At 63.9% G+C, this 15,880-nt stretch carries 15 protein-coding genes; 4 read left to right on the top strand and 11 right to left on the bottom strand.

Annotation, left to right across the window (positions count from 1 at the left end; all coding sequences use genetic code 11):
• Positions 1–144: 144 nt before the first annotated feature.
• The 6 genes from O1Y97_RS12160 to O1Y97_RS12135 form a co-directional block, all read right to left on the bottom strand.
• The gene (locus O1Y97_RS12160) at positions 145–414 is read right to left on the bottom strand and encodes a hypothetical protein (RefSeq protein WP_318761189.1); all 270 of its coding nucleotides are present in this window, start codon (positions 412–414) and stop codon (positions 145–147) included.
• 358 nt (positions 415–772) lie between these two features.
• On the bottom strand, positions 773–1,018 hold the full coding sequence (locus tag O1Y97_RS12155; protein WP_318761188.1) for a hypothetical protein: 246 nt from the start codon (positions 1,016–1,018) through the stop codon (positions 773–775).
• A gap of 72 nt (positions 1,019–1,090) precedes the next feature.
• The gene (locus O1Y97_RS12150; RefSeq protein ID WP_183260240.1) at positions 1,091–1,411 is read right to left on the bottom strand and encodes a hypothetical protein; all 321 of its coding nucleotides are present in this window, start codon (positions 1,409–1,411) and stop codon (positions 1,091–1,093) included.
• Between the two features lie 160 nt (positions 1,412–1,571).
• The gene (locus tag O1Y97_RS12145) at positions 1,572–2,744 is read right to left on the bottom strand and encodes a Gfo/Idh/MocA family protein (RefSeq protein ID WP_318761187.1); all 1,173 of its coding nucleotides are present in this window, start codon (positions 2,742–2,744) and stop codon (positions 1,572–1,574) included.
• Between the two features lie 133 nt (positions 2,745–2,877).
• Positions 2,878–3,936, bottom strand: a complete 1,059-nt coding sequence (locus tag O1Y97_RS12140; RefSeq protein ID WP_318761186.1) for a sugar phosphate isomerase/epimerase family protein — start codon at positions 3,934–3,936, stop codon at positions 2,878–2,880.
• Between the two features lie 159 nt (positions 3,937–4,095).
• Positions 4,096–5,388: an amidase gene (locus O1Y97_RS12135; RefSeq protein ID WP_318761185.1), complete on the bottom strand. Its 1,293-nt coding sequence runs from the start codon at positions 5,386–5,388 to the stop codon at positions 4,096–4,098.
• Positions 5,389–5,513: 125 nt separating this feature from the next.
• Here O1Y97_RS12135 and O1Y97_RS12130 point away from each other — a divergent pair, with 125 nt between their 5' ends.
• Both O1Y97_RS12130 and O1Y97_RS12125 read left to right on the top strand, forming a co-directional pair.
• On the top strand, positions 5,514–6,617 hold the full coding sequence (locus tag O1Y97_RS12130) for an NADH:flavin oxidoreductase/NADH oxidase (protein ID WP_318761184.1): 1,104 nt from the start codon (positions 5,514–5,516) through the stop codon (positions 6,615–6,617).
• 99 nt (positions 6,618–6,716) lie between these two features.
• Complete coding sequence (locus tag O1Y97_RS12125) at positions 6,717–7,775, top strand: succinylglutamate desuccinylase/aspartoacylase family protein (RefSeq protein WP_318761183.1); 1,059 nt, start codon at positions 6,717–6,719, stop codon at positions 7,773–7,775.
• Positions 7,776–7,844: 69 nt separating this feature from the next.
• On the opposite strand, the gene O1Y97_RS12120 is transcribed toward O1Y97_RS12125, so the two are convergent.
• On the bottom strand, positions 7,845–8,714 hold the full coding sequence (locus tag O1Y97_RS12120) for a LysR family transcriptional regulator (protein ID WP_318761182.1): 870 nt from the start codon (positions 8,712–8,714) through the stop codon (positions 7,845–7,847).
• A gap of 157 nt (positions 8,715–8,871) precedes the next feature.
• Here O1Y97_RS12120 and O1Y97_RS12115 point away from each other — a divergent pair, with 157 nt between their 5' ends.
• Entirely contained in the window at positions 8,872–9,084 is a 213-nt protein-coding gene (locus O1Y97_RS12115) for a hypothetical protein (protein WP_108607550.1), read from the top strand.
• Between the two features lie 106 nt (positions 9,085–9,190).
• Here the strand turns inward: O1Y97_RS12115 and O1Y97_RS12110 are convergent, their stop codons facing one another.
• From O1Y97_RS12110 to O1Y97_RS12100, 3 genes are all read right to left on the bottom strand, one after another.
• Entirely contained in the window at positions 9,191–10,579 is a 1,389-nt protein-coding gene (locus O1Y97_RS12110) for a metal-dependent hydrolase family protein (protein ID WP_318761181.1), read from the bottom strand.
• Between the two features lie 271 nt (positions 10,580–10,850).
• Entirely contained in the window at positions 10,851–11,468 is a 618-nt protein-coding gene (locus tag O1Y97_RS12105; protein WP_318764203.1) for a LysE family translocator, read from the bottom strand.
• Positions 11,469–11,613: 145 nt separating this feature from the next.
• The gene (locus tag O1Y97_RS12100; protein ID WP_108607547.1) at positions 11,614–12,267 is read right to left on the bottom strand and encodes a response regulator; all 654 of its coding nucleotides are present in this window, start codon (positions 12,265–12,267) and stop codon (positions 11,614–11,616) included.
• Positions 12,268–12,388: 121 nt separating this feature from the next.
• On the opposite strand from O1Y97_RS12100, the gene O1Y97_RS12095 reads away from it, so the two are divergent.
• Positions 12,389–14,134 (top strand): ATP-binding protein, encoded by a 1,746-nt coding sequence (locus O1Y97_RS12095; RefSeq protein WP_318761179.1) that lies wholly within the window; start codon positions 12,389–12,391, stop codon positions 14,132–14,134.
• A 68-nt stretch (positions 14,135–14,202) separates the two neighbouring features.
• Here O1Y97_RS12095 and O1Y97_RS12090 read toward each other — a convergent pair whose 3' ends face one another.
• Complete coding sequence (locus O1Y97_RS12090) at positions 14,203–15,873, bottom strand: amidohydrolase family protein (protein ID WP_318761178.1); 1,671 nt, start codon at positions 15,871–15,873, stop codon at positions 14,203–14,205.
• Positions 15,874–15,880: the final 7 nt, after the last annotated feature.

The following is a 15,880-nucleotide window of genomic DNA, read 5'->3' as shown; positions in this document are numbered from 1 at the left end:
ACAAGAGCGGCGATGAAATTGAGAACTAGAGAGCGAAACGGTTTGGGCATAGGGGGGGCTCCTTTTGGTGAGCCCTACACTTGAGATGGTTGAGCAGACGAATTCCCGGCCGAGCGGGTGATCCCCGGCCAATCTCAGCCGAGATCAGGACGGCGGAAGGACGTTGGCTGCAATCGACGCTTCGATAGCGTCAACTGAACTGGCAAATTGTGCGAATTCTGCCAATTCGAGCGTGTAGTATTGATACTCGCCTCCTGCGAAGCCAGCGAGCAATACATGGTGTTTCCCATGCCCATCGCGCTTCAGACGCAGCGACAAGGTCAGCCCATTTGAGATTGGTGTGTCCATCTGGTGGACAAGCGTCCCTGTGAAGGCCAGCTTCAGGGGGCGAAAAATAGTCGAAAAAAGGCCCATCTCGGTTCTTACCCCCCCTGGCGCGCGCATCGACCCGCACGTTACCGTCGCATCTTCATGCGTCTCGCAATCGCTCCACGCAGGTTTGAATCGCGCGCTCGAATTGGTTAAGGGGGAGCGAAAAGGCAGCCGTCGGCGCAATCTACCTCAAGCTCCCCGTCTTCGTTTGAGACGAGGAGAACAAACTGGTTGTCTACGTATAGTTCACAGACAAGCCTCTTGTGATGGCTCGCGCTGCTTAACATTGTTGTCCAACGATCTGACATCGGAATTGCCCAAACTGGGGTGGGAAGCGAGCGGTCCAGCCGGCCTGAGTATTTGGAAGCTAGTCTATAGTCGAGATTGTTCGTAGCAATTACTATTGAATGGATTTTTGTCGATTTCTCAAAACTGCCCACGCCGCGACGACGACCCCGATCACGCCCATCATCAAGACGAACATGATGACCGCCTCATACTGCTCGTTCGGGTCGCTATTCGCCGTTGCAGCGGTAAACAAAAAAGCCACCACGGAAAGCGGGACTGCGATGATCGAGATGACTACAGCCATCGCTATCAACAAGTTGACAAACAGGTTGGTGAAGAACCGTCTAACACGCGCCATTCGCCCCTCCCGTTGAGGCGCGCATCCTCCTCCCACCGCTGTCGACACCTGTCGAGGTGATCGTAGCCCTGCTTATCTTCGACCAATTCGACGCACATCGACCACGCGACCATCGCGTTGTCGAATAGCGATCTCGAAGCGAGTGTTGCCGCGCCATGCCCGGTAGACAAAGAACCGGCCGCGGCAGTCGACACGGCGCACATCTCGGAAACCGCGATTGCGCAGCAGCCTTTCACCCTGGTTGCAGGATATCCCGCGGCCTCTGTTGAGATTGGTCCCAATGCTGATGTCGATGTTGACACTGGATTGGGCAATAGCCTCTGGAGGAAGCGCCACCGGTGAAGCGAGCAGGCCAACAGCAAGTCCTAGCGGCAGAAACCAAGATCTAAGCATTGCACTCTCCTGATTAGGGCATCAAGCGAAGGTAACCAGACGTAGCACTAGCTGACAAGCAGCAGCGCTGATGGCCAAGCTCTTCTGCCCGCAACGGCAGACCAATCCAGACGGTCGACACTGAAAGGAATGCTGTCGAGCTACCCTCGCCCGCATCCCCTCACAGCTTCGTCCAGGCGGCGTTCTTCTTCGACGAGCGCACGCAGGCTTCGATGAAGGCGACGCCTTCGACGCCGTCCTGCACGGTCGGGTAGATCACGTCCCGGGCAGGCTTGCCGCCCTTCTTGCGCGCCGCGCGTATGGCCCGAGCCGCCTCCTGGTAGATGTTGGCAAAACCTTCAAGATAGCCTTCGGGATGGCCCGACGGCACGCGCGTCACCCGTGCTGCGGCAGGGCCTGCGCCGACGCCGCCGCGGGTGATCAGCTGCTTGGCCGCACCGAACGGCGTGTACCAGAGATAGTTCGGGTCGGCCTGCACCCATTCGATGCCGCCTTTGGAGCCGTAGACGCGCAGCTTGAGCCCGTTCTCGTGACCCGGCGCCACCTGGCTGGCCCAGATCATGCCCTTGGCGCCGCCCTTGAAGCGCAGCATGACGTTGACGTTGTCGTCGAGCAGGCGGCCGGGCACGAAGGCGTCGAGATCGGCGGAGAGCGAGTCCAGCTCGAGCCCGCTGACGAAGCGGGCGAGATTGTAGGCGTGGGTGCCGATGTCGCCGGTGGCACCGCCTGCGCCCGACTGCTTGGGATCGCCGCGCCACGACGCCTGCTTCTGGCCGGTGGCGGCAAGATCCTCGGTCAGCCAGTCTTGCGGATATTCGGCCTGGACGACGCGGATGTCGCCGAGCTGGCCCTTGGCGACCATCTCGCGCGCCTGCCGGATCATCGGATAGCCGGTGTAGTTGTGGGTGAGCACGAAGACCTTGCCGGTCTTCTCGACCAGTGCAGCCAGTTTCTTCGCCTCGGCGAGCGTTGCGGTCAGCGGCTTGTCGCAGATGACGTGGATGCCGGCTTCGAGGAACGCCTTGGCCGCGGGGAAATGCACATTGTTGGGCGTGACGATGGCCACCGCCTCGATGCCGTCCGGACGTTTTGCCTCGGCCTTGGCCATCTCGGCGTACGAGGTGTAGCTGCGCTCGGGATCGAGCCCGATTTCGGCAGCCGAAGCCTTGGCCCGCTCGGGGTTGGACGACAGCGCGCCCGCCACGAGCTGGAAATCGCCGTCCATGCGCGCGGCGATGCGGTGCACGCCGCCGATGAAGGCGCCCTGCCCACCGCCGACCATGCCGTAGCGGATCGGGCCGCTGCCATTCCCGGATTTCGATGCACCGACCATGTCGTGTTCTCCCCTTGATATGTTGCCCCTCACCCGGCCTCCGCTTCGCTCGGCCGACCTAGAGAGGAGGTCTGAAGCGGCGCACTTGCCACTTCTCCCCGACAGGAAGAAGGTGGCCGCGGGACGTACGTCCCTACTCGATCCCCATCATCGCCCGCAGCATCGCCCGATCGCTCGTTCCACCGGCAAAATCGTCGAACGCCTTGTCGGTCACCCGGATGATGTGGCTTTCAATGAACGGCGCGCCTTCGGCGGCACCGTCCTCGGGATGCTTGAGGCAGCATTCCCATTCGAGCACCGCCCAGCTGTCGTAGCCATATTGAGCGAGCTTCGAGAAGATGCCGGAGAAATCAACCTGGCCGTCGCCGAGCGAGCGGAAGCGGCCGGCACGGCCGAGCCAGCCCTGGTAGCCGGAATAGACGCCCTGGCGCCCCGTCGGGTTGAACTCGGCGTCCTTGACGTGAAACGCCTTGATGCGCTCGTGATAGATGTCGATGAAGGCGAGGTAGTCGAGCTGCTGCAGCAGGAAATGCGACGGGTCGTAATTGATGTTGCAGCGCTTGTGGCCGCCGACCGCGTCGAGGAACATCTCGAAGGTGGCGCCGTCGAACGTATCCTCGCCCGGATGCAGCTCGAAGCAAAGGTCGACGCCGGCCTCGTCATAGGCGTCGAGGATCGGCGTCCAGCGCTTGCCCAGCTCGGAAAACGCCTCCTCGATCAGGCCCGCCGGCCGCTGCGGCCACGGATAAAGATAGGGAAAAGCAAGCGCGCCGGTGAACGAAACGCAGGCCTTGAGGCCGAGATTCTGCGAAGCCCTGGCGCCAAGCTTCATCTGCTCGACCGCCCACTGCTGCCGCTCCTTCGGTTTGCCGTGCAAGGCCGCCGGCGCAAATCCGTCGAACTGCGCGTCATAGGCGGGGTGCACCGCCACCAGTTGCCCCTGGAGATGGGTCGACAGTTCGGTGATCTCGACGCCGGCCTCGGCGCAGACGCCCTTGATCTCGTCGCAATAGGTTTTCGACGTCGCCGCCTTCTCGAGATCGAATAGCCGCGCATCGGGCGTCGGGATCTGCACGCCCTTGTAGCCGAGCCCGCCGGCCCACGATGTAATCGATTTCAGTGAATTGAACGGCGCCGCATCGCCGGCGAACTGGGCGAGGAATATTGCTGGTCCCTTCATTGTCGACGGCATCTCTCAAAACTCCTCGTCCGATTCCGGCACGCACTGGTGCAGCGCCAAGATGACCACTATTCGGGCCGGCTCCGCAAGAGCCAGCGGCAGGCCGTTTCACTGGTCCCCGGCGCGCCAGCGGGTGAAAATGCCGTCGTCGGTGATCGGCACGGTCATCGCCTATCCTTTCAGCAAAGCCTCGACTGCCAGCCCGACCGAAAGCATGCGACGGTCGTGGCCGTGGCGGCCGACCAGCATCAGGCCCACCGGCAGGGCAGTGCCCGGCATCGGCAGCGACAGGGCGCAGAGGTCGAACTGGTTGGCGACCTGCGTGTTGCGCAGCAGGAGTCCCTCGATCCGGTCGCCATGGCGTTCGTCGGCCAGCATCTCGGCGATCGGCTGGGCGACGACAGGCGTGGTCGGCAGGACCATGAGGTCGACGACGGACAGCCGTGCGTCCATGGCGGCCACCAGTTCGGCGCGGCGGCGCATGGTCCTGATGTAGGCGACCGCCGGCACCTGCAGCGCCCGGCCGAGCCCGCCGCTGACATGCTGGTCGACAGCGACCTTGGCGCCCACCGACAGCCAGTCGGCATGGATCTCGGCGCCTTCGATGGCGGCGATCGAGGCCGTGCGCGTCGACTCGCGCAGGGCCAGCAGCAGGTCGTCAATGGCAAGGTCCTCGACCCGTGCGCCGGCTGCGGCAAGCCGCTTGAGCGACAGCTCAAAGGCGGCGGAAACGGTGGCGTCGCAATGCTCCATCAGCCGCCCGCGCGGCACGCCGATGCGCAGGCCAGACAGGGACAGCGGCGCAAGCGCGGAAAACTCCTTGCCGGCCATGACGGCGTCGGCAGCGATGCAAGCCCCGACCGTCCTTGCCAGCGGCCCGAGCGAATCGAGCGACGGCGACAAGGGAAACGCTCCGTCGAGCGGCACGCGCCGCGCCGTCGGCTTGAAGCCGACCACGCCGTTGAGCGCGGCCGGGATGCGCACCGAACCGCCGGTATCCGAGCCGATCGATATGTCGGAGGAGCCTTCGGCGGCGGAAACGCCGGCGCCCGACGACGAACCGCCGGGAATCAGCACCGGATCGGCGGCATTGCCCGGCGTGCCGTAATGCGGGTTGATGCCGAGCGCGGTGAAGGCGAATTCGGTCATTGCCGTCTTGCCGATGATGACCGCCCCTGCCCGGCGCAGGCGCCGGACCACCAGCGCGTCCGCTTGCGCGGGCGCAGCATCCCGACGCATCAGCGAACCGGCAAGCGTCGGCTCGCCGGCGACGTCGAGCAGGTCCTTGATCGAAACGATGGCACCGTCCAGCGGTCCGAGCGATAGCCCTGCCCTGGCGCGCGCATCGGCAGCGTCGGCAGCCGCGCGCGCGGCCTCGGCATAAAGCTTCATGAACACGCGCTCGTCGCCGGCGCGGGCGGCAAGCCGCCCAAGGATCGCTTCAAGCCGGTCGCGTGTCGTCATTCGGTCACCCATTGCTGGCAAGCGCTATCGTCGCGGCGACTGATAACACGCGCTGGCCCCATGCAATACGGTTGTCGGAAATCGCCAACGCCTTACATTCGCACGGCTTGATAATCGGAGCCGCCATGACCGCCCATCTGTTCTCGCCGATCACCCTCGGCCAGCTCGAACTCCCCAACCGCATCGCCGTTGCCCCGATGTGCCAGTATTCGGCCGACGATGGTTCGGCCACGGACTGGCACCTGCAGCACTGGATGAACCTGGCGATGTCCGGCGCCGGCATGATCACCGTCGAGATGACCGACGTCGAGCGCCGCGGCCGCATCAGCCATGGCTGCATGGGGCTCTACTCCGATGCCAACGAGGCGGCGGCGAAGCGGACGCTGGACGCCGCCAGGCGCGTGGCAACGCCCGGTGCGAAATTCGGCGTGCAACTGGCCCATGCCGGACGCAAGGCCTCCAACCGCCGTCCATGGGAAGGCTCGGGCCCGCTGGCGCCAAACGAGGATGCCTGGCCGGTCGTCTCTGCCTCGGCGATTGCCTATGCCGACGGCTGGCAGGTGCCGCATGCGCTGAGCGAGGCCGAGATCGAGCAGGCCGTCGGACATTTCGTCGAGGCAGCGAAGCGGGCCGAGCGCGCCGGCTTCGACTTCATCGAGCTGCATTCGGCCCATGGCTACCTGCTGCACCAGTTCCTGTCGCCGCTGTCCAACCATCGCACCGACAAATGGGGCGGTTCGCTGGAAAACCGCATGCGCTTTGCCATCGAGATCGCCCGCCGCGTAGCCGATGCCGTACCCAACCTGATGCTGGGCGCGCGCATGTCGCTGACCGACTGGGTCGAGGGTGGCTTCACGCTCGACGACGCGATCGAGGTGGCCAAGGCCTACCGCGATGCGGGAATCGCCTATATCTGCTGCTCCAGCGGCGGCAACTCCCCGCACCAGAGCCTGCGCACCGGCCCCGGCTACCAGGTTCATCTCGCCGAAGCCGTGAAGCAGGCGACCGGCATTCCGGTGCGTGCGGTGGGGATGATCGACCAGCCGGCCCAGGCCGATGCGATCGTGCGCGAAGGCCGCGCCGACATGGTGGCGCTGGGTCGCGCATTGCTTGCCGATCCACGCTGGCCCTGGCGCGCGGCGGCGACACTTGGCCACGACTTTCACGCCGCCCCGCAGCTCGCGCGCTCCGTGGCACTGATGAAGCAGTGGGGCGCGGCGACCGCTTAAGCTTACCCAAGGTCTGGCGTGGCGGACGCTTCCTGCTGGATCAGGACGGCGTCGCTGCGCGATGATCTATCGTTCGGACCAAGAGATTCGGGGACAAAAATGAAGAAGAGCGTCGAGACGATCCGTGGCGACAGCGAAGGCATCGCCTACGAAATGCCGGTCTACCGCATCTCGGGATCGTCGACCGAGGCGCCCTCGGCCTATATCCAGGCGGCCCTTCATGGCGACGAACTGCCCGGCGTCGTTGCCATCGACGCGCTGATGCCGAAATTGCGCAGGGCAGCCGTGGAAGGACGCATTCGCGGCAACCTGACCCTCGTGCCGCGGGCCAACCCGATCGGCGCCAACCAGCTGTTGTTCCATGCCGCGCAGGGGCGCTTCGATTTGGGCACGCGCACCAATTACAACCGCGATTTCCCGCTGCTCGACAGGCCGGACGTGTCGCTTCTGCCCGGCGACGATGTGGCGATGTCGGCCGACAAGCGCCTCAAGGCGCGGCTGCTCAAGCTTTCGGTCGGCCATGACATCGTGCTCGACCTGCACTGTGACGACGAAGGCGTCGCCTATCTCTACGTGCCGGAGGAGCTGTGGCCGGCGATGGAAGATTGCGCGGCGAACATGGGCGTCGACGCGGTGATCCTGTGGGGCGGCCAGTCGGGTTCGTCCTTCGACGAAGCGTCACTGCATCCCTACCTCAAGATGCCGCGCCGGCAAGCCAGGCTCGAAAGCCGGGTGGTCACCACCGTCGAGTATCGCGGCACCTCGGACGTCCATGCCGGCACCGCCGAATATGACGCCGAAGGCCTTTACCGGCTGCTGGTGGCGCGCGGCGTGATCGAGGACGCTTCGATCGAAACCAGGAAGGCATTCGACGGCGTGGTGGCGCCGATCGAGCATATCGAGATGGTGCCGGCACCTTGCGCCGGCGCCATCCTCTACGACGTCAAGCCGGGCGACCGGGTCAAGGCGGGCACGCGCCTCGCCACCATCGTGCGCGCGCCCGGCGAGGACGGCGGCAGGGTGGAGGTGCTGGCGCCGCAGGACGGCTACATCCTGACCCGCCGCTCGCACCGCGCCACCCGCGCCGGCGACGACCTGGTCAAGCTGGTCGGCACGCGGCCGAGCAATGACGCCCGGTCAGGCGCGCTGGAGGCTTAGGCGAATTGCCCGGGAGCGCCGGCACCCATGCAGGCTCCGGCCATGACATGAGTTCATCATTCCCCGGCGCTATCGCGCAGCCGCGCGGAGCCATTGCGTCAGACTCGCCAGCGCCCGCTCCTGGCTGCGGCTGAACTTGATGGACAGGTAGTAGCTCGACCCAGTCGGCATCGACTCACCGTATACCCTTTGCAACGTTCCTTCGGCGATACCCCGTTCGCCAAGGAAGTCAGGAACCAGCGCCGCGCCAATGCCGGCTCGGGCCATGTCGAACGCCAGCTGGTAATGCGTGCACAGCTTCCAGCTCTCCTTCTGGAAGGTCGAAAGCTCGAGGCCGTTGTGACGACAGTAATCGATCCAATCGGCGCCTACCGCAGACGGCGAAACTTCGGTGGTGATCAAGGGGCAAGGCCACGGGCCCAGATCTGGGGGAGCGACGGCGATCAGGTGGTCCCGTTTGAGCAGAACGCTCCGATATCCGCGCTGCGAAGGCACAGACGTGATGAAAGCATCGGCCACCCTGTCGCTTAGCTCATCCTCCTCGCTGACCGTGATGAGTTGCAGATCGATGTCGGGGTACCGGGCGAAGAACTCGGGCAGCCGCTGGACCAGCCAGCCGCTGGCGAAGGTCCCATAGGCGGCAAGGCGCACCGTTCCATTGGCCGCTCCGACGACCTGCGCCGCCGAGCGCTCGATGAGATCGAAGGCACGGTCGAGTTCCAGCGCCAGGCGACGCCCCGCCTCGGTCAGCACGAGGCCGCGACCCTGCCGCTCCACCAGCCTCTCGCCAAGTTCTTCGCTCAGGCGCCGGATCTGGTGACTGACAGCACTTTGCGTCACGCCAAGCTCCTGGGCCGCATGGGAAACGGAAAGATGCCGTGCAACGGCTTCAAAGGACTGAAGCGCCCGCAGGTGGGGCATCGACCGCTTTTTCGTCATGACACATGAATTCCACTCAAGTGAGTAGACTGGAATTCATTATCTTCACCTATGTCAATGCTTTAGATCATTGTCCCACAGTCGATCGGCTTGCGCGGGAGACATAGCGATCCGACTTCGCATCTATTGCTGGACTGGAATTCCTGAAGTGACGCCAATGACCAAGCCCCTGCGCATCAACAGCCCGACGTTGGAACCGGAGGACGGGGAGTATCTGGCCCAATGCCAGTTCGCGCTCGAACCCTCGCTGGTCAAGCTGCTGAGCATTGCGGAAATGGCAGGATGGAACAGGACCCATGTCGTGATGGCGGCGCTGACGCTCTGCGCGGAACTTGCCGAGCTGCCTGAAGGTCCTCAGGCTCTCCAGTGAATTATCAGGGTCAGGCCCGGTCCCGACAGTTCCTCGCGGTCGCCGACAACACGTTGGCGACCGGCCAGATAGCGGGCTCGAACTGGTTCGCCCCCCTGACGAGCCATCAGTTCGGCAGGGTATCCTTGAAGATGCGGCCATCCTTCATGATGACCAGGAAACTCGTCTCGGGGTTGGCGACCAGCTGGAGATCCTCGAGCGGATTGCCGTCGACAAGGAGCAGATCGGCCAGCGCGCCTTCCTCCACCACGCCCAGCTTTCCGGGATAAGGGTTGCGCTTCCCGGAAAGTGTCAGCAGTTCGGCATTGGTCCCGGTCGCCATCACGAGGGCTTCGGCAGGTGTGTACCAGCGGATAAGCGAAGCGAGGATTGCGCCCTGCTGCCGCGCCAGATCGCGGGAGAACAATACGTCCGTCCCCCATGCCGTCTTGATCTTGTACTTCTTCGCCAGTTCGTATGTCCGGCCGATGCCCGGCCACACCTCTTCCGCCTTGGCCCGCTCGACCGAGCCCTCCCGAAGACCCAGCCTCATCATCTCCGGAAGCGGCTGCAAGCTCAGCCAGATATCCTTCTCGGCGATCAGCTTGGCGGTTTCCTCGTCCATGAGGAAGCCGTGTTCGATGCATTTCACGCCGGCCGCGATTGCCATTTTGATCGCGTCCGTCGTGAAGGCGTGCGCAATGACGTAGGTGCCCCAATTCTCGGCGATCTCGACCGCGGCCCGCAATTCGGGTTCGGTGAAGGTGGTGACATCGAGCGGGCTGAATGGCGAGGACACGCCGCCGCCGGCTGTTAGCTTGACGTGGGCGGCCCCTTGCATGAACTGCTCGCGGACACGCAAGCGCACCTCATCCGGGCTGTCCACGACTATGCTGCCTCCGTTTCTCTCCATGGGCGTGAACGGGCCGCCGATCGTCCGCGGCAGGTCGCTGAATGGCCGGAAGTCGCCATGTCCGCTGGTCACCGTGATCATGGCGCCGGATGGATAGATGCGCGGTCCCACGACGATTCCGCTGTCTATCGCGCGCTTGAGACCGAACACCGGACCGCCCACGTCGCGCACCGTCGTGAAGCCACGCATCAACGTATGCGTTGCCTCGTCGCCTGCGGCGAGATTGGCAAAGCCGATGTCGCTCATTGCCTCTGCCGGGGTCGACGCGATCAGCATCGCGTGCCAGTGCGCATCGATCAGGCCGGGCATCAGCACGCGGCCGCCGCCCGCTATCACCTTCGCGCCCGCCGCCTCGATGGGGGCGGTCGAGATGCGCTCGATGAGGTTGCCGTTGACCAGCACATTCGACGTCGGCGACAGCGTGCTTGCCTTGCCGTCGAATATCCTGACGTTTTCGAACAGGACGGTACCTGTCGGCGCGACGAGAGGCTCGGCCGGCGCCGCGACGGGGTAGTCATGCGCCAGACTGGCGCCACTAAGGCCGGCAAGGAGAGCGGGAACAAGGAGGAGGAAGCTCAGCAGGTAAGTTCGTATGCCCGTCATCTTGTAGATCCTCAACATCGGTTGCGGATGGGAAGAAGGAAGCGGCCCCTATCGATTGGCTCTTGTCAAACGACACTGCCAACTGAAGACAGTGCGCGCCCTTCATGGCTGTAATCTTGCCACGACTTTGGCATGGCGGCGCTGAACTATCCACCCACGGCGGCGGCTGGGCGCAATGATGGCTGGTCCTGGCCTACCCTGGCCCCGCATCGTCATGCGGCCCGCCCCCTGCCGGTTTTCACAGGCGCAGGCGTGCCCTGCAAGCGCGTTGTCACTGGTGCTGGCTGACCAGCACCACGCCGAGCCCGATCAGGATCGAGCCGCAGGCCTTGGGGATCATCCACTCCGCCTTGCCTTTGCTGACCCGGCCAAGTGCCAGCGAGGCGATGCCGACGGCCGCCACGTCGGCCACCGAGAATACGAGATTGACGATCATGCCGAGGATCATGAACTGGAGCCACAGCGGCATGGTCGCCGCCGGATCGACGAATTGCGGCAGGAAGGTCAGGAAGAACAGCACGGTCTTCGGATTGAGCACCTCGACCACGATGCTGTCGCGCAGCGTGCTCGACCCTGCATCGCCATTGTCTTCCGAGGTCTTGTTCCAGCCGAGGAACATGGTGACACCGAGCCACACCAGATAGGCAGCGCCCGCAAGCTTGATGGCCTCGTAGACGACGGGCGCATGGGTGATGAGCGAGGCCAGACCGGCGGTCGCCGCAACGATGTGCACGTAGCAGCCGAGGTGAATGCCGAGCGCGGCCATCAGCCCGGCCTGGCGGCCATGCGCCAGGGTCTGCGCGGTCATGTAGAGGATCGCGGGGCCCGGCATGCAGGCGAAGGCAAGCGTTGCGACAGCGAACGGAACCAAAAGCTCCAGCGACAACATCACGGCTCCTCCCCCGACGATTTGGCCGCTGGGAGGAATAGGCGTGGCTCCGGCGCGAAAACATACGGCAGGTGCCGTATTTGGTTCGCCCGCGCTTTCGACCAATGTGGAGATGGTTAAGGCAATACTACCAGGACTGCCGGGTTCAGCCCGCGGGCAACCCCAGGCGAACCGCATAGGTGGTCAGTTCGGCGGCGCTATGGAGATCGAGTTTGCGCATCAGGTTTTCCCGGTGCTTGCGGGCGGTCAAGGGACTGATGCCCAACCGTTCGGCCACCTCGCGCGCGGTCATGCCATGCGCCACCAGCCCCAGGATCTGACGCTCGCGTCGCGTGAGCGGGATCGGCGACACGATTTCCTGCGTGGGCCCGCCGTTTCGGCTCGGCTCGCTGATCGCGAAGCGGACGGTTCGCGCCAGATATGTTCCGCCCTTCTTCACCGCCTCGATGGCCGCCCCCAGTTCCTCGGGATCGCCGTCCTTGGTCAGATAGGCGCTGGCGCCCGCCTCGATCGCGGCACGCACAGTCCGCGGCTCGATGTTTGCGGTCAGGACCAGGATCTTCATGCGGGGCGCCAAGGCGCTGATGTCGGAGATGAACTGTATGCCGGCCACGCCAGGCATGCCGAGATCGAGGATCAGCAGGTCCGCGCGCGCCTCCCGGACATGCCTCAACAAAGCCTCGCCATCTGCTGCCTCGGCAACGATGGAGACGTTGTCCATTGTTGAGATGAGCAGCTTGAGGCCCTCGCGGACAATGGCATGGTCGTCGGCGAGGATGGCGGTGAGTGGGCGATTCATGCGGCGACCATAACAGGCTTATCTGTCCGGTCGCCAACCTATGGGAAACAAGTTGCAGATAGATCAATCGTCACGGGTGCGACCGTCGGGTCAATATCCATCCGGAAGCCGGAGACATACGATGCAGGAAGCCAAGATACGCCATGCCCTCATCGAGCTTCTGTATCGCAATTCCTATGGCGTGGTCATCTCCAACATCGTCATTTCGCTGGCAGCCGTATACGTGCTCAGCAATGCCGTTTCCACGACTTGGCTGGCCACCTGGTTAGGTGCGCTGTATCTGCTTACCGCAACACGCGTCCTTGCATCGCGCAGCTTCTTTCGGCGCAGGTTGGATTCCGGCTCGCTCATGCCCTGGGCATGGCTCGCGGCAGGTTTTTCGTGGGTATCGGGCCTCCTATGGGGCGCGCTCGGTTGGGCCGGCTTCCTGCCCGAGGAACCGGCCGTGCTGTCCTTCACCGTCATCGTGCTGACTGGCCTCGTCTGTGGCACGGTGCCGTCGCTGTCGGCCTTCCCGCCGGCTCTCATCGGTTCGATCCTCGCAACCGTCATCCCAGTCGCCATTCGCTGCATCACAGCCGAAAGCGACTTCTCCGGCGCCTTCCTGTTTTTGCTCGCGTCGCTTGTGGCCATCAATTTCTACTATTGCCGCATCACCTATCGCATGTTGCGCGAAACAATCAGCCTGCGCCTAGAGAACGAAAGCCTGGTCGTGCACCTGGAGGAGGAACGCGACCGCGCACAAACGGCCGATCGTGCCAAGACGCGTTTCCTCGCGGCGGCCAGCCACGACCTGCGCCAGCCGATCCATGCTTTGAGCCTGCTGGTCTCGACGCTCGCCATGCTGGGGCAGCGCGGCGACGTGCCTTCGGGCGACGCCCGCAACCTGGCAAGCCGGGCGAAGTCGGTCGTCGGCAACCTCAGCGGGCTGCTGAACGCATTGCTCGACATCTCCAAGCTCGACGCTGGCATTGTCACCGTCACCCCCGAGACGGTGCCGTTGCGCCAGCTTTTCCGCGACCTCCACGACGAATTTGCCGGGGAAGCGAAACAGCGCGGCCTCGCATGGCGCGTGGCCGACAGCAGCCTGAGGGTCGAAAGCGACCCGATGATGCTCAGGCGGATCCTCAACAACCTCGTGTCGAACGCGTTTCGCTACACCACGGAAGGCAGCGTCCTGCTCGGCTGCCGCAGGCGCGGCAGTCTTGTGGAAATACAGGTCCTGGACACAGGCCCGGGAATTCCCGGGGATCAGCAGACAATGGTCTTCGAGGAATTCGTGCAATTGCAGAACCCGGCCCGCGACAGGACGCAAGGCCTGGGCCTGGGGCTCGCGATCGTCCGCCGCACGGCCCAACTGCTGAAGCATCCACTCAGGCTGGTCTCAACGCCGGGCCGCGGCTCCATGTTCTCGATCGCGGTTCCCAATATCCGCACGACGGCAGCACCTCGGCTGATCGAGGCAATGCCTCCTGCCGGCATTGCCGCCGGCATCATGGTCGTCGAGGACGAGGACGACGTTCTCGACGCGATGGTGCAGCTGCTCAGCCTGGAAGGGCATCGGGTCTATGCCGGCCGCTCCGCCGCCGAAGCGCAAGGCGCCCATGCCAAGGCATTGGCCGCCGGCGAAGCTCCTGTCGACCTGATCGTCGCCGACTACCGCCTCGCGGACGGCGTCACCGGCTTCGATGCGATCCAGGCTCTTCGCGCCCATGTCGGACGCTCCGTCCCCGCCATCATCGTCACCGGCGATACCTCGCCGGCACGGCTCAAGGAGGTCAGCGCCAGCGGGGCTCGCATTCTCCACAAGCCGATCACCGGCGAGGACCTGCGGGAAGCGATCCTCGCCGCATGCAAGCGTGGCTAGTGGGTTGATCGAGAAAGGGGCTGGTCGCTACTCGACGCGTTCAGCCCCCTGGAGGACAGATTTTCCTGCTACTGGTCGAATGCCGACAGCCAGTCCGCATCGATCTTGCGGTTCAGGCAGTAGTCGCGCAGGCGGTTGCGCGTCTTGTCGGTCTTTCCGAGCCCGAGATAGCGCGCTGCGTTGCGCCAGTAGATGTTCTGCTGTTGCTCGGGCGTGTAACCAGCAGCTGTCAGCTGCGCGCCGAGCCGGTACATGTAGTTGTTGTTGTCCAGTTCCTTGGCGATCATCGTCCAATCGGTACCGTAGAGCAGATGCCGGACATCAGGGTCGTAGCGTGACTGGAACTGCTTGAGATAACCCCTGATCTCGGAGCGCGTCCGGTCATCGAACTGCGGACTGGTCAGTTCGTAGAGGTAGCCGAGATCGGCAAAGAGATGTTCCCTGCCGTCCTCTGATATCGTCTTACCGACGATGAACTCCCAGGCGTCCTTCCCAAAAGCGTCCTTGGAACATCTCTTTGGCGCCGGCTGGGTGCGCAATTCGTCGAAGCTGCCGAAATGAGCCAGATTGACGCGCAATTTCGGAAATTCGCGCAATGCCTCTCGCCACCAGGACGGGCTGGCCCGATGGCCGTAGCCGCAAAGCGAGCCGAGGCTGTTTTCCGCATGCGCCATGATCGGCACGTCGTTCGATTCACACCATGCGTACAGCCTGCGAAGCGCGGTCTCCATCTCCATCCCTCCCGGCGCGCCCTTGGGAAACCTGATCTCTCCATTACCGAACGCCTGGAAACCCATTGGCGGGTAGAGCTTTACCCCGACAAAGCCGCAGTCGAGAATTGCCCGCTTGACCAGCTTCAGCGAGCCGCCGCCCTCGGCCTCACGCCATGGATCGAAACCGACGAAGCTGTGCATGTGCAGCTCGGTTGTGCGCGCGATCTGGACCTGAAGCAGGTCCATGACCTCTATTTGCTCGGCGATGGATGACCGTGCACGGCTGTTTCCGAGCCAGTTCTCCATGTCGAGGAAGCTTGGCGTCACCAAGGAAACGCAACCCGACGGGGCAAAGACGCGAAGGTATTCGCGTGCAATGGCTTCCCGATCGTCGAGCAGCAAAAGCGCGAAATAGATGTAGCGCTGCATTTCGCTTGGCTGGCGCTGCAGGCCGTTGGCTAGCCCGATCGCGCCTACGCGGGACAACGCCCGGGATCGGCTGAACGCCTGCGGCCTGACGGCATCCTTGGCCAACTGCTCCATCAGCGCCGGATAATCGGGTTCGACGTCAAGACCTTCGACACCCCTGCCGAAGGTTTCGATGCCTCTTGCCCGGCGGTCCATTTCCTGGATTGCGTCAGCAAGTATCTGGGTCTTGCGCTGCTGCACCACGGAAGCAGGCTCGAGCGGTGTCCCGGACCGCAACCGGGCAGCTTCGGTGGGCGCGTCTTTCGCGCCGCGGCTCAGGATATCGACCAGAAACGCGATCAGGCCATTGAAGAGCCCTTTCGTCTGGACGTCGGCCCGCGGTAAGAACTCATCGCGCAATTCGCCGAGAGCGACATATTCGACGAAGCCTCGCACCGGCACGTCCGAGGCATTGAAGAAGTGACAGTGGACGTCGATCACAGGATCGGCAGATGTCAACGCACAGCGCCCGGGCTCAGGACGCCAGCGCGCGCAGCCTGGAGTCACCGACAGCGCTGCGGCCGCACCTAGCAGCCACAGCATGCCACGGCGATTCACGACCCTT

Origin of the sequence: Aminobacter niigataensis (assembly GCF_946995915.1) — a bacterium.
GTDB classification, from domain to species: domain Bacteria; phylum Pseudomonadota; class Alphaproteobacteria; order Rhizobiales; family Rhizobiaceae; genus Aminobacter; species Aminobacter niigataensis.
This window is presented reverse-complemented; position numbering and strand designations above follow the sequence as displayed.

Bases quoted from the DNA above. Each gene is read 5' to 3' on its own strand.
- O1Y97_RS12110 (WP_318761181.1), bottom strand. From the start codon at position 10,579: ATGACGGGCATACGAACTTACCTGCTGAGCTTCCTCCTCCTTGTTCCC.
- O1Y97_RS12140 (WP_318761186.1), bottom strand. From the start codon at position 3,936: ATGCCGTCGACAATGAAGGGACCAGCAATATTCCTCGCCCAGTTCGCC.
- O1Y97_RS12135 (WP_318761185.1), bottom strand. From the start codon at position 5,388: ATGACGACACGCGACCGGCTTGAAGCGATCCTTGGGCGGCTTGCCGCC.
- O1Y97_RS12105 (WP_318764203.1), bottom strand. From the start codon at position 11,468: ATGTTGTCGCTGGAGCTTTTGGTTCCGTTCGCTGTCGCAACGCTTGCC.
- O1Y97_RS12095 (WP_318761179.1), top strand. From the start codon at position 12,389: ATGCAGGAAGCCAAGATACGCCATGCCCTCATCGAGCTTCTGTATCGC.
- O1Y97_RS12150 (WP_183260240.1), bottom strand. From the start codon at position 1,411: ATGCTTAGATCTTGGTTTCTGCCGCTAGGACTTGCTGTTGGCCTGCTC.
- O1Y97_RS12155 (WP_318761188.1), bottom strand. From the start codon at position 1,018: ATGGCGCGTGTTAGACGGTTCTTCACCAACCTGTTTGTCAACTTGTTG.
- O1Y97_RS12145 (WP_318761187.1), bottom strand. From the start codon at position 2,744: ATGGTCGGTGCATCGAAATCCGGGAATGGCAGCGGCCCGATCCGCTAC.
- O1Y97_RS12125 (WP_318761183.1), top strand. From the start codon at position 6,717: ATGAAGAAGAGCGTCGAGACGATCCGTGGCGACAGCGAAGGCATCGCC.
- O1Y97_RS12120 (WP_318761182.1), bottom strand. From the start codon at position 8,714: ATGACGAAAAAGCGGTCGATGCCCCACCTGCGGGCGCTTCAGTCCTTT.
- O1Y97_RS12100 (WP_108607547.1), bottom strand. From the start codon at position 12,267: ATGAATCGCCCACTCACCGCCATCCTCGCCGACGACCATGCCATTGTC.
- O1Y97_RS12115 (WP_108607550.1), top strand. From the start codon at position 8,872: ATGACCAAGCCCCTGCGCATCAACAGCCCGACGTTGGAACCGGAGGAC.
- O1Y97_RS12160 (WP_318761189.1), bottom strand. From the start codon at position 414: ATGGGCCTTTTTTCGACTATTTTTCGCCCCCTGAAGCTGGCCTTCACA.
- O1Y97_RS12130 (WP_318761184.1), top strand. From the start codon at position 5,514: ATGACCGCCCATCTGTTCTCGCCGATCACCCTCGGCCAGCTCGAACTC.